The 14633-nt window shown below is 42.4% G+C and carries 6 protein-coding genes; 4 read left to right on the top strand and 2 right to left on the bottom strand.

Annotated features, from left to right (window positions below; all coding sequences use genetic code 11):
- The first annotated feature begins 21 nt into the window (after window positions 1-21).
- Window positions 22-1113: an Sb-PDE family phosphodiesterase gene (locus QZ135_RS05970; protein WP_294606765.1), complete on the top strand. Its 1092-nt coding sequence runs from the start codon at window positions 22-24 to the stop codon at window positions 1111-1113.
- Window positions 1114-1179: 66 nt separating this feature from the next.
- Here QZ135_RS05970 and hemW read toward each other — a convergent pair whose 3' ends face one another.
- Window positions 1180-2313 carry a radical SAM family heme chaperone HemW gene (gene hemW, locus QZ135_RS05965; RefSeq protein WP_294606763.1) on the bottom strand — a complete coding sequence of 378 codons (1134 nt, stop codon included), beginning with the start codon at window positions 2311-2313 and terminating at the stop codon, window positions 1180-1182.
- Between the two features lie 148 nt (window positions 2314-2461).
- The gene (locus QZ135_RS05960) at window positions 2462-4480 is read right to left on the bottom strand and encodes a DUF2264 domain-containing protein (protein WP_294606761.1); all 2019 of its coding nucleotides are present in this window, start codon (window positions 4478-4480) and stop codon (window positions 2462-2464) included.
- 357 nt (window positions 4481-4837) lie between these two features.
- On the opposite strand from QZ135_RS05960, the gene QZ135_RS05955 reads away from it, so the two are divergent.
- The 3 genes from QZ135_RS05955 to QZ135_RS05945 all read left to right on the top strand — a co-directional run bounded on the left by QZ135_RS05955 (window position 4838) and on the right by QZ135_RS05945 (window position 14562).
- Window positions 4838-9025 carry a two-component regulator propeller domain-containing protein gene (locus tag QZ135_RS05955; RefSeq protein ID WP_294606759.1) on the top strand — a complete coding sequence of 1396 codons (4188 nt, stop codon included), beginning with the start codon at window positions 4838-4840 and terminating at the stop codon, window positions 9023-9025.
- 287 nt (window positions 9026-9312) lie between these two features.
- Window positions 9313-12534 (top strand): TonB-dependent receptor, encoded by a 3222-nt coding sequence (locus QZ135_RS05950; protein ID WP_294606792.1) that lies wholly within the window; start codon window positions 9313-9315, stop codon window positions 12532-12534.
- Window positions 12535-12549: 15 nt separating this feature from the next.
- Window positions 12550-14562: a RagB/SusD family nutrient uptake outer membrane protein gene (locus QZ135_RS05945; RefSeq protein ID WP_294606757.1), complete on the top strand. Its 2013-nt coding sequence runs from the start codon at window positions 12550-12552 to the stop codon at window positions 14560-14562.
- Window positions 14563-14633 lie beyond the last annotated feature (71 nt).

Genomic DNA, 14633 nt, shown 5'->3' with positions numbered 1-14633 from the left:
GAACTAATAAAAAAGACAATTATGAAAACAAAGAGAATGTTAGTAAGTGCAGTTCTGTTAGTAACATGCCTGATGACTGCACAGGCGCAACGCCGCAATGAGATTCAGGTACCCGATTTGGATGGATATATCACTTTGAAGTGTGACTTCCATGTGCATAGTGTTTTCTCGGACGGTTTGGTCTGGCCTACCGTGCGAGTAGATGAGGCCTATCGTGAAGGCCTGGATGCCATATCCCTGACGGAACACATCGAATACCGCCCTCATAAGAAGGACATCGTGGCGGACCATAACCGTTCATTCGACCTCTGCCAAAAACAAGCCGAAAAGTTAGGGATACTCTTAATCAGAGGTAGTGAGATTACCCGTTCTATGGCTCCGGGGCATTTCAATGCCATTTTCCTGTCCGACTCCAACCCGTTGGAACAGAAAGAGTACAAAGACGCATTTAATGAGGCGAAGAAGCAAGGGGCTTTCATCTTCTGGAATCATCCCGGTTGGGTAGCTCAGCAGCCAGACAGCACCAAGTGGTGGCCTGAACATACGCAACTCTATAATGACGGTTGCATGCACGGCATCGAGGTGGCAAACGGTCCTCTCTACATGCCTGAGGCCATCCAGTGGTGTCTGGATAAGAATCTGACGATGATTGGTACTTCTGATATTCACCAGCCCATCCAGACAGATTATGATTTCTCTAAAGACGAGCACCGGACTATGACGTTTGTTTTTGCCAAAGAACGTTCTCCGGAGGGGATTCGCGAAGCACTCAATAGTCGCCGTACTGCCGCTTATTATCGCGAACTGGTGATTGGTCGTGAAGATTTGCTTCGTCCTTTCTTTGAGAAGTGTGTGGAGATAAAGGAAGTCAGTCGCAATGAAAAAGGGGTAACGCTTTCCATTATGAATACTACGGATTTGATTCTGAAATTGAAAAAGACTGCGCATGATACTTCTCTGGTTTATTTCCGTGATATGACGTTAAAACCACATACACGTTACAGTGTGCGTGTTGGCTTTGATAATGGTGTTAAGGGAGGAGAACTGAATTTTGAAGTAACGAACTTTATTGTTGCTCCCGATAAAGGATTAAATTATACTCTGAAATTGTAGCTGATTATTGGCTGGTGATAAATCGCCTCTGATGAGTAGGAATACTCTCGGGGCGATTTTATTGTCCTATTCTTCAATAAACATCAGGTCACTGATGATGCCGTCTGAAATAAATATACCCTCACGAGTCAGGCACAGGTGGTTATCTTTCAGTTCCAGTTTATCGTTTTTCAGGTAAGGAAGTGCCATATCCATGCAGTATTGCCATAATTCAGTGCCGAAGTTTTGTTCTACATATGGCATGGATACTCCCCACATCGTGCGGATGGCTGTCATGATACATTCGTTATAGCGGGTAGAGATATCCCGGTATTCGGTTTCAAACTCCCGGTGACCTTCTTCAATGGCGCGCATATACTTTTCCAAAGATGCAATGTTCCATTCCCTTGTAAGAGTGTTGAATGAGTGTGCTGAAGGACCACATCCCAGATAAGGAATTCCTTGCCAATAAGATGTATTGTGCCGAGAATACATCCCCGGTTTGCAAAAGTTGGATATTTCGTAATGCTCGTATCCGGCGGCAATCAATGTATCTATCAGTGCAGAGAAAAAGTGTACGCTACTTTCCTCGTCCACTTCCCGGATGCGATGGGTCAGTAGCATTTCGTAGATGGGAGTTCCTTCTTCATACGTAAGGTGATAGGCAGAGATATGCTCAACGTTGAGGCTGACGGCTTGCTGCAAATCTCTCTTCCAGCGTTCGTTTGTTTCTCCCGGCAGGCCGTAGATAAGGTCGATACTGATATTCCGAAAACCTGCATGGCGGCAACGCCTCACTGCTTCGATGGCTTGTGCAGCATTATGTCGCCTGTTGAGTAATTGCAGGGTGGCATCGTCAAAGGTTTGTATTCCCATGCTGATACGATTGAAAGGTAACGTAGCCAGCATTCCGGTATATTCTTCCGTCAGGTCATCCGGATTGGTTTCAAGAGTTATTTCCTTTGCATTCTCCAAACCATAGACTTGCTCAATGGTGCTGAATACCTGCCGAAAATCTTCTTCTGATAATTGTGAAGGTGTTCCGCCACCGAAATAAATTGTTTCGACGGCTTCTCCTTTCAGATATTCTTTTCGCTCCGTAAGTTCATGGCAAAGAGCATGGATATAACGCGACTTCAACTCCGAACGAGTGGTGGAGTAGAAATCACAATAGATGCAACGAGTCTTGCAAAAAGGAATATGTATATAGATGCCTGCCATGATTGTACTGTTTTAGTAGTCTAACCTCTTTTGCTGGCAAAGATAATGCAAACCGAAAGCAGAATTTTCATGCAAGCATGAAAAAGTTATGCTGAGGTGCAGCTTATCTTTGCCTTTGGGCAAAAAAATGATTCCTTCCGAACTGGTATCAGGGGAAAGATACCGTCTTCACTGTGCCATCAGAAAAGTAAATGGTTACTGTGTCTCCGTTTTGCTCGAAAGACTTCACAGGCGTCAATTCCTTTTTCGTAAACGGCTTACCGCTCTTCTTCCATAATTGCAGAGTTATGAAAATCTTATCACCGGAATGCGTAGTTGCGGCATTGATAACAGAGCATTTATCACTTACTGGGTGCAGCCCTTCCGTTTGCACGAACTCTACTTCGGTCCAGCCTTGCAAATTGACAAGTGCCGTCTGATAGGCGCCGTTATCAGTGCAGTAAACCGTATGTTCTCTTATCTTTTTCTCCTTGGTTGTGATAGGTGTATCTAATTCCGGTAGAGAATAATGTCCATAGCGTAGCCCGGTGGTGACAGGGAATGAAATTTTGTCTACGCGAAGTATGCCGTTGGGAAGCGGGATGTCTGCCAGGCGGAACTTGATTTCGGAATTGGTTTCAAGTTCTGCATCCCGGTAATAGATGCCATCTTCAAACTTCCTGAAGGTATAGAGGCGAAGCACTTCCCATTGCTTCTTAGCATTCAGTATGGCGTAATTCATAGATACTTTCCCATCGGGACTATCTGCCATCCAGGGGAATGCTGTATTATAGGACAGCTTATTATAATTCTCAGTAGAACGGAATTTCTGCCAGTCCTTGGCTACCGTCTCGTGGCACCATGCTCGTATCTCAGAACTACCGCTATTGGGATAATTGGTCACCAGTGTGTTCGATCCTTCCATGAATTTATTATATACTTTGCCGGGTTGAAGCTCCTTTTCCCAGGCACCGTTGTTTTCTGTGGCAGTCCAGAACGGATTGTCAGCAGGCAGTAATAGTCCCAGAAATGCTTTTCCCATCCAGTATACACTGCCACGGCAACTGTATATCTGTACCGCAGGCTCAAAAGCTCCATAGAATCCTAATGTTGGCACCCGGTCTTGCATCAATGCAGGGTTTTGGAGGAACTGGAGCAAAGTGGAAGATGCAATGCGGCGCATCCAACCGTAATTAATGGACGGGTCATTGAACCATCCCATTAGTGGAAAAGGAACGATGGTTGCTATGCGGTAAGTGATGCTCCTTCCGTACATATTCATTTTGCCGTCTTCGGCAAACATATATGGATAGTTAGGAATCAAATCGCGGAAGTTATCGACAAACCGATGTCCTGCTTCCGGGTTGAATTTATCTCCATAATAGTGTGCCCAAATCATGCCATACATCTGGAAAGCCCACATGCTGTAATAATCGTAAGCCGGACTATCATTATACCAACCATAGCCTCGATATTGCTCCAATGACTTTTGAAGCAATTCATTCAGATAATCGTCTTTGACGGTATAACCGTGATTCTTGAAGAAGGACATCACGAATATATTGAAGAAACGCCAGTTGGAGCCGATGGTTGGTCCGTTGCCATAGCTGAGCATTAGGGCGGCAAGATTGTCTTTCTCCTGCTGAGTTAGTGGTTCCCAGATGATTTCTGGCATCACGGTCAGTGATAAGGCAAGTGCTCCGAATTCAACAAGCGTCTGGCTCGGGCCTCCTTTAAGATGTTGTATATATCCGGGTTTTGACGGATCACTCATGTTGCGTAACTGTTGCCGATAATAATTCCCCACTTTAATCCCATTCAGTTCTAAGTCGGGATTTTCTTTCAGTAGGGGAATAGCTACAAACATAGTGCGGCAAAGACCTTCCAGATTCTCTGTCTTGTTTGGCTTCCCGTCGGTCGGGTAACTTTTTCCTGGTTGTTTGGGGAAATGCATCGGATCGTCTAACGTGTGGATATAACTGAAAGCTCCGTCCAGTAAATAAGTGGCTGCATCCAGCCAGTGCTGGCGTGTCATTCCGGTGAGGGGACTTAGTTGATAATCCGGGCGTATTAAATGAAATACGGAATCATTTACAGTCTGTGATGAGGATGCGTTTACTTTTAAAGAAAAAAGTAAAGTAAAAAGCAGTAATCCTCCGGTCATTTTTGAAAATGGAATCTTCATCATAGTGTGTTATTACATGGTAAGAATATATTTATTTTTTTCTTTTCTGCAAAGGAAAGACTTTTCACGCAATTTGAATGACTATTTTAAGACCAAAAAGGATAAATTTTAGTTCAATGTTATTCTTTCGGCTTTATCTGAAACTTATCTGAACCACATTTGCTCCGTACCTTTTCCGTTCAGAGGTACTTCTGGACGAAGAATCTACGAAGTTGGTACGGAGCAAATACATCTCGGATATATTTAGGCTTAAAATTATCTGGGAATATTGCCTGTGTAAAATAATATTATTTTAGGAATATTGGCGTATATTTGCTATCTATTATTAATTAAGCCTTTAATTAAATGGTGATACTAACTATGAAAGATAAAGTTTGGACTGTGGTCTTTTGCTATGGAATGTTCTTACTTTTGTTGTGTCCGGCAATAACAAAGTCTGCACCTAACTCGTTGGTATTTAAAACTTCAACTATTTTAAATAGTTTACCCAGTAAGGATGTACAATCAGTTTATCAGGATTGTGACGGTTTTATATGGATATCTACCCGTAATGGACTTTTCCAATATGATGGATATTCTATTACGGCTTACAAAGCTAATCTTTATCATCCTGACTTACTGACTAGTAATAATATTTATTGTGTGGCAGAAGATTCCCTCCGTAGATTATGGATTGGAACTTATAATGGTCTGAATGTATTGGATAAACGAACCGGAGAAATTCGTAGAGTAGAGAATGAAGAAATAACAGGGATAGGTATATCTAAAATATTAGTGACTCATGATCAGCGAATCTTATTTGGAACGGAAGTGGGGCTTTATGAATACATAGAGGAGAATAACCGTTTTTTGTTGTTTGATGGAAATAATACAGATGGAGTTTTTCCAAGAATAGCAATTAAATCCTTGTTTGAAGATGACAGAGGGGATGTGTGGATTGGTACCTGGGGGGGAGGGCTGTATCGTTATGAAAAAAAGTCTGGAAAATATTGGAAATATCCGAAGATGAATTCCGGAAACTCGGCTCATGTTATATTTCAGGATAGTTATAAAAATATATGGGTAGGCACTTGGGGGGCAGGGCTGCAATTGTTGCATAATGCTTATGATCTGGAAAAGATAACCTGGACAACATACACTCATGATGATAAACGGGCAGGTAGTATTTCTGATAATCTTATTTATGCTATTTCGGAGGATACGAATACACAATCTTTATGGGTGGGTACACGTAGTGGGCTGAGTATACTTCCATTGCAGGAAATTCGGACAACGGTTTGTGAGTTTAGAAACTATTATCCCGGTACCCCTGAAAATTCAATTACCAATAGTGAGGTAGCCTCTTTGCTGCGTGACCGACAAGGAATTATGTGGGTCGGAATGATTGGAGGAGGAGTCAATATGGCTAATACCCGCAAAGCGAGATTTAATTTGGATCGATTGCCTGAAGTGAAACGAATGCTGAAAAGTAATTCTGTGCGTAGTATCTTGATGGATGATGAAGGATTGCTTTGGTTGGGGATTAGTACTTATGGTTTTGGGGTAAAAGATCTTCGGACCGGAGATTTTATTCATCATAGCCAGATGACTGACTTTATGCAATATAGTGGAATTTCTACAACAATGTCTATTATACAGTCTCCTTCTACTGGTCATATCTGGATTGGGGTATATGATGGAGGTGCTTATGAAGTTGACAAACATGCTCCTGTTGGGAAACGTGTAAAACACCACACTTCTTCCAATGCTCCGTGGATTTGTAACTCTTGTATTTACCATATCTGTGAGGATTCTAAGCAAAATCTTTGGTTTGCCACCAAAGGAGGAGTTTCAATGCGTGCGGCAGATGGGACTCCTGTGCGGATTGATTCTTTGAAAGTTGGCAATATCCCGTTATCAGATATGGTTGCTATGTATCTGGCGGAAGGTACTGGCTGTGAAATGTGGATGGCATCCAGTACGCATGGAGTCGTTCGTATTCAGGGAAGTGGTACTTCATTGGAGAATTATACTCTTTCGGGATACTCTGTGGTTAATGGGAAATTGAATAGTAGTTATGCAGATTGTATCTATAAGGATAGTGAAGGGCGCATTTGGGCAGGTACCGGTGGAAGTGGGCTGAATCTTTATGATGCCGCAGAAGATCGGTTTTTACCAGTACATAAGCTATGGAATTTACCGGGAGATGCCGTCATGAGTATCCAGAGTGATAAGAAAGGGAATCTTTGGTTAGGGACAAATGCGGGATTACTGCAACTTACAGTACCAAGGGATTTGCAGAATGTGACTTACCGTCTGTATACTACTTCTGACGGTTTGCAAGATAATATATTCAACCGTGGGGCATCATTTATTACTTCCGACGGCGAAATGTTTTTTGGTGGGCATCGGGGGTATAATAGTTTCTACCCAGACAAACAGAAGGAACAGGTATTCTCTTCTCCGGTTGTAATCACTGATATTAAAGTGTTCAATCAATCCTGGACCTCTTTTTCTGATGAAGAACGTACAGAAATATCAAGTCTGTCGCCAAGGTTTACGGACGAAATCATCTTGAATTATAAGCGTAATAACTTTAGTATAGAGTTCTCTGCGTTGGAATATGCCAATCCGGAGAGAAATCAGTATGCCTACAGATTGGATGGTTTTGATACGGGCTGGCAGTATACGGATGCCTCTAAGCGTTTTGCATATTATAATAATCTGAAAGCCGGTACTTATACTTTTTACGTGAAGGCTTCCAATTCAAATGGTATCTGGGGTGAGGATATACAAACTGTAAAAGTCGTTATTCTACCACCACCCTGGAAAACCTGGTGGGCTTACACCTTATATATATTAATACTTCTTGGTATAGCCTGGTATATTTTCCGGATTATCCGTAATCGTATTCGTTTGCGCAATGCATTGCATCTTCGTGAAATGGAACAGGCAAAAGCTGAGGAAATCAATCATGCTAAACTGCAATTCTTCACCAATATTACACATGAGTTATTGACTCCGCTGACTATTATTTCGGCTTCTGTGGACGAATTGAAGCGGACGGCCCCCGCTTATAAAGAGCAATATAATGTGATGACACATAACATAAACCGGTTGATACGTCTGTTGCAGCAGATATTGGAATTCCGCAAAGCAGAAACTGGTAACCTGAAACTGAAAGTGTCGCAAGGAGATTTGGCACAGTTTGTACGCCGGAGTTTGGATGGTTTCCGTCCATTAATGAAGAAAAAGGATATTCATTTCACTATTCAAAGTGATGCAGATAGATGTTTGGCTTTCTTTGATCCTGATAAATTGGATAAGATACTGTATAACCTACTTTCTAATGCTTCTAAATATAATAAAGCTGGTGGAAAGGTAAGCATTGAACTTAAACGTGATGAGGCGAGCGAAGTAGTCTATATTGTAGTAAAAGATAACGGTCCCGGTATTTCGAAAGAATCGCAGAAGAATTTGTTTAAACGCTTTTATGAAGGAGATTACCGGAAGTTTAATACTATTGGTACAGGTATTGGCTTATCATTGGTACGTGATTTGGTTTCTTTGCATCATGGTTCCATTTTTGTAGAGAGTGAGGAAGGAGAGGGGGCGGCCTTTAATGTACAGATTCCGATAGGCCGTTCTGCCTATTCTGAAGAAGAAATAGATGATGCAGGCACTCTTCCTACTTCAGATGTGGCCGATGATTTGCAGAAGGATGTCGTGTTTACGAAGGTTCCATCTCTACCGGAACCTGGTAAAGAAAGTGTAGCAGAAGAAAAAAAATATGCTTTATTATTGGTTGAAGACAATGAAGATTTGTTGGGATTGATGGTGAAACTTCTGGGTGTTGAATATATAATCCATACGGCAACCAACGGCAAAGAAGCACTTGATGTATTAAAGGAAGAGGATATTGATCTGATTGTATCTGATGTAATGATGCCGGTAATGGATGGTATTAAGTTATGCAAGAATATAAAAGGTAACTTTGATACTTCCCATATTCCATTGATTCTGCTGACTGCAAAAAAACAGGAAGAAGACAGGGTAAAAGCATATGAGTCGGGTGCAGATGCATTCATAACGAAACCGTTTAATCTAAGTGTACTTCATGCACGTATCAGTAATCTATTGAAATCTCGCGAACGGGTTATGAAAGACTTTAAGAAACAACTGGTATTTGAAGCAAAAGAATTGAACTATACCAGTATGGATGAAGATTTTCTGCAACGTGCCATTGATTGTGTGAATCGTCATTTGGATGATCCGGAATTTGACCAGACACGTTTTCTGGAAGAGATGCATACTACTAAATCCACCTTCTTCCGTAAATTGAAGTCCTTGACAGGACTGACCTATGTTTCATTTATCCGAAATATTCGTATGAAGGCGGCCTGCCGTATTATGGAAGAGAAAAAATATATCCGTATTTCCGAATTGGCATATGCAGTTGGCTACAATGACCCGCGTTATTTCAGCAGTACCTTTAAGAAGGAAATAGGTATGCAGCCTTCCGAGTATATGGAACGTTTCACTTCTGGCGGAACCATTGAAGGAGAATAAATTCACTGTTAATCTTTTTGCATTAAGCCTGATATGTTGAAGAATGTTTCAACTTATGTAGGCTTTTGTCTCATGCACCAAATACAAACATGTTTGGAACATTCGTAAGCCCTTTACTCTTTGAATGTCCATAGATTTGCGATGTGGTTTTAGAACTAAGCATGCAGTTCTATCATCCATATTGCGTGTTAAATTATTTTTTTAATCTTAAAATTCATACGATGGAAAAACAAAAGATTTCCTCGAGGGCAGGATTGAGTAAGGTGCTTTCTACCTTAATAATCTGTATGGCTCTTATGATGAACGTCTCGTATCTGAGCGCTCAGAATTCTCAAGTTACGGTAACCGGTACAGTAGAGGACCCGTTAGGACCTGTAATTGGTGCCAGTGTGGTTGAAAAAGGTGTGCCTTCCAATGGATGCATTACCGATATTAATGGTAATTTCTCTCTGAAAGCGAATCCGAATGCTACACTGATAATCAGTTTTGTAGGTTACAAAACGGTAGAAATCCCTTTGAAGGGACAAAGAACAGTGAAAGTGGCGCTACAGGAAGACAGTGAAATGTTGGATGAAGTAGTAGTAGTAGGTTATGGTACGATGCGTAAGAAAGACCTTACAGGATCGGTCGTACAGATTAATCCCAGTAAAATAGCCGACTCAAATCCGGGGTCTGTACAAGACGTATTGCGTGGTACTCCGGGCTTGCAGATTGGTTACGATGCTTCTGCCAAAGGTAGCGATGCTTCCATACAGTTGCGTGGTAAGAACTCACTGGGTACTGATGCTAAGCCGATGATTGTATTAGACGGCATGGCTTTCTACGGTGAACTCTCAGAAATCAATCCGGACGATATTGGTCAGATTGATGTATTGAAAGATGCTTCTTCTGCTGCTATCTACGGTGCCAAAGCTGCTGCCGGTGTCATCATCATCACTACTAAGAAAGGTAAATTAGGGAAGCCCATTATCAACGTAAGTGCTAACTTGGCTGTCAATAAGAAGTCGGCTTATCGTGACTATTACAATGCTTCCGGTTACCTGCGTTACCGTCAAGACTGGTATAAGATGGTGAATACTTATGGACAGGGCGAGGATGGGCTTTATGGTTATTACAATGTGATGGCAAGTAACAATACTGTCGCTTATCCACAAGGTTACTATGATAATCCTACAAACATGACAGCTGCAGAGCAAGATGCCTGGGCTTCTGCTTCCGGTGCGAGTGGTTTTGGACCTTCCGATGGTGAATCTATGCTTAGCCTGTTTGCCCGCCGTCTGACGTTGGACGTTTCTCCGCTGGTATATAATAATTTCTTGGCCGGTAACACTTTTGACTGGTACGACTCTACTTTCCGCACTGGTATAAACCAAGATTATAACGCCAGCATTTCGGGGGCTACTGATAAAATCAACTACTATTTGTCAGTGGGTTACATGGACAATGAAGGTGCCGTGCAAGGTAATGAATATCATGCATTCCGTTCGAACATGAAGATTAACGCCAAGATTACCGATTGGTTGGAGATTGGTGCGAATGTGAATTTTCAAGACCGTTCTGACGGTGATATCCAGGTATCATTGGGTAGCAACTATTGGGATGCCAACATGTTGCGTAATTCTCCTTATGCTTCTATGTATGATGAAAATGGTGGTTATGAGCAATATCCGATGTCGGGTGCGGCTACGAATGGTGGTTACAATTACTATTTTGACCGTCAGTACTATGATTTGGAGAAAGGCTATACTGTTCTGAACACTATTTTCAATGCTAAGGTTACATTACCTTTGGGGTTCACTTATCAGTTTAATATTGCTCCGCGTTACCAGTGGTTCTACGACCGTTATTTCATGTCGGCCGACTTGCCCGATGCTTCGGCATCCAGCCGTGGTGTGAACCGTGAATGGTCCAAGAATTTCGATTGGAACTTGAATAATACCATTACTTGGGACCGTACTTTTGCTGATACCCACCACTTTACAGTGACATTGGTGCAAGAAGCTGAAGAACATCGCACTTGGAACGACAAAATCAATGCCCGTAACATCACACCAAGTGATGCGCTTGGTTTCCACTATACAGGTGGTGCCAATAAGGAGCAGAGCTCTTTCTCTACCAACGATACGCACTACACAGCGGCTTCTTACCTGGGGCGTTTGTTCTATAGTTACAATGACCGCTACATGTTTACCGGTACATTCCGTCGCGATGGTTATGCAGGCTTCGGAGCCAAGAATCCATGGGGTAACTTTGGTTCGGTAGGTTTAGGTTGGACCGTTTCGAATGAGAAATTCATGAAAGGCACTCAGGAATGGCTGGATATGCTTAAACTGCGTGCATCTTGGGGTACCAATGGTAACCGTGACTTTGGTGACGTATACAAAACATTGGCTAATCTGAATTTGGGTGGCACTGGTATGGTTTATGTCAACAATGGTACTTCAACAGTGATTAATCCTTTGTATATGGACCGTTTGGCTGCTCCCAACCTTCAATGGGAAAAGACGAAATCTTGGAATATCGGAGTGGATTTCTCTGTATTGGGTGACCGCTTAACCGGTACGGTGGAGTACTATTTCAAGAAGACTACTGACATGATTATGGGACAGCGCCTGCCAAGTTTCTCAGGTTTCAGCAGCATCACAGCCAATTTGGGTGAAGTACAGAATAAAGGTTTTGAAATATCCTTAAACTCTACTAACATCGAAACTAAAGACTTTACATGGAATACTTCCGCCGGTTTTTCTATCAACAAGAATCGTATCAATCATATCTATTACGACTATGACGAAAACGGCGTAGAGCGTGACGATACTTCGAACGGTTGGTACATCGGACAGCCTATGGGTACCATCTGGTATTATGAAACTGACGGTGTTTGGCAGAACAATCCCGAGGATATTGCTGCTGCTGCTTTGGTAGGGCAGAAGCCGGGTGATCCGAAAGTAGTGAATCGCTATACGGAAGACGACAAAATTCTGGAAGATGGTACTCGCGTGCCGGTTTACAATGATAACGATAAAACTTATCTTGGAACTACGGCTCCCCCCATTTACTGGAATATACGCAATGAATTCACTCTGTGGAAGGATTTGACATTTTCATTCTCGCTCTATTCTTATATGGGACATAAGAGTACAAACGGTTATTGGTTGAATCAGGACAACGGTGGTTCACAAGTACTTAACGGTTTCAATATGCCCGAGAAAGAATATTGGACGCCCGATAATCCAACTAACGACTATTGCCGCCTGAATGCTGCAGGTCCTAATACAGGTTTGGCTGGCGGCGTGGACAAACTTTACAACCGCAATTTTGTCCGTTTGGATGACATAACCGTTGGCTATACGTTGCCTAAGAAGTGGACAAAAAAATATATGATTGATAAGATTCGTGTGACCGCAAGTGTCAAGAATGTTTGCACTATTTCCGGTTGGGAATATGGTGACCCCGAAACAGGAGGCCTGGCTACTCGTGCCTTTAACTTTGGTTTGAATATAACACTCTAATAACTGAAAGACAATATGAAGAAGATGAATAAATTAGTAAGGGGATGCATGGTTTTAGCTTCAGCAGCCATGTTGGCAAGTTGTTCGGACAGCTTTCTGGAACAAGATCCTTTGTCATTCTATAACCCCGGAAATACTTATACTACGGAATCCGGTTTGCGTTCGGCAATGGCTATGTGCGACCTGGGACTTAAGGAAATGTTGATGGATGGTAATGGTAACGTGCTTCCGATAGCTTCGGTCTATTTTATGACTGATATAGGCTTGTATGCAAAGACTGATGCAGGCTTTTTCATGGATGATTTTGCCAATAAGATAACGCCAACTGATGGTATGAAGGGTGGTGGTGACGAGAATGCCATGAGTCGTTTTTGGGATCGTGGTTGGACCAGTATCAAATTTGCCAATACTGTACTTTCGTATGTAGACCAGGTGCAGGGGTTGGATGAAAAGGTTCGTAACGAGTACAAGGGACGCGCATACTTCCACCGCGCTTATGGTTATTATCATCAGGCATTGTTGTTCGGTGACATTCCTTTGGTGACGAAAATCATAGAGGTGCCCAAACAAAACTATAAGTCTACAAGTAAAGAAGCTATCTTCCAGATGTTGGTACACGATTTGGAATTTGCTGTTCAAAATGTGCCGGCTCAAAAAGATATGCCCTATATGGGTACGGTGAATCAGGAAGCTTGTATGCAACTGCTTATCAAATGCTATCTTGTAACGGGTGAATATAAGAAAGCAGAAGATATGGCTACCGATTTGATTAATAACCATGGCCTGAGGTTGATGGACGCTCCGTTCGGTTCGTTTGTTACGGGTAATAATATGACTTTGCCTGTGGAACGCAATGTGGTTTGGGACCTACATCGTGGGGAGAACGTATCTATTCCTGATAACAAGGAAACCATTATGCCGATCTTGAACTTTCATAGCCAAAGCTGGATAAACTATCCGCTAATGCGTGCCATGTGTGTACACTGGTCTAATAGTGTCATCATGGATCCACATAAGTTAAGTGCACCTACATACAATTATGCACGCACTGACAGTAGGTATAACGAAGAATTGGACTGGGTACGTGCCTTGGGACGTGGTATTGGTTGTTTCCGTACTTCCCGACACTATAACAAGACCATTTGGCGCTATGACGGTGAGGAGGATACGCAAGACTTGCGCCACAACCGTGCTGTGGGTAACTGGGTAGAAATGGAAGACATCAAGTATAATAATCCGTCCTCAGCATTCTATGGCCAGAACATGATGCTCTATGCACCGGAGGATTGGACAAGCGAAGATGGTAAAACAGAAGTTAAAAAGGGCGATTTGCTTTGTCTCGACACGATTCGTAGCTGGTATCCTACGCCTATATATAAGGTTTACATTAAGGATGCTGCCGCTGAAGAAAACAATAATGCTAATCAGTTTAACGGAGCTACGAAAGGTAACTCTTGCTCAAACGGTGACCTGTATTTATTCCGTCTTGCTGAAACTTATCTGCTTCGTGCAGAAGCTAAATTCTACCAAGGCAATACAAGCGGTGCAGCCGAGGATGTAAACGCAGTTCGTCGCCGTGCCAATGCTAAGAAGATGTTTACTACGGTTACCATTGGCGATATCACAGACGAACGTGCCCGTGAGCTTTATCTGGAAGAATGGCGTCAGCCTGAATTGACTCGTATCTCATGGTGTTTGGCCCGTAGTGGTCAACCTGATGAATGGGGTGAGACGTATGACTTGTCTACATGGGATAAACAGACCGGTACGGATTTGAATGGTGGTAGTTATTGGTACAAGCGTTGCACACGTTACAGTCTCTTCAATAATGGTCCGATATTCTCAGGTAAACAATTTAATTATCAGGTTGATAAACGTAACCTTTTCTGGCCTGTGCCCAACTCGGCTATCACAGCTAATATTGGTGCCACACTTCGTCAGAACTACGGATATGACGGCTATGATGCTTCAGTAGAGATGTTTACCAACTGGGAAGAAGCAATTGCCGATGAGGATAAGACCAATTAATAGTAATTCTTAGTTTTTGATAGGTTTTTGTTCTTAATAAGGCGAGGCAAACCTTTCCTCGTGAAAGGTTC

It is taken from the genome of uncultured Bacteroides sp. (assembly GCF_905207245.1).
Taxonomy (GTDB): Bacteria; Bacteroidota; Bacteroidia; order Bacteroidales; family Bacteroidaceae; genus Bacteroides.
The sequence above is the reverse complement of the archived record's forward strand: the minus strand, read 5'-3'. Positions and strand labels throughout refer to the sequence as shown.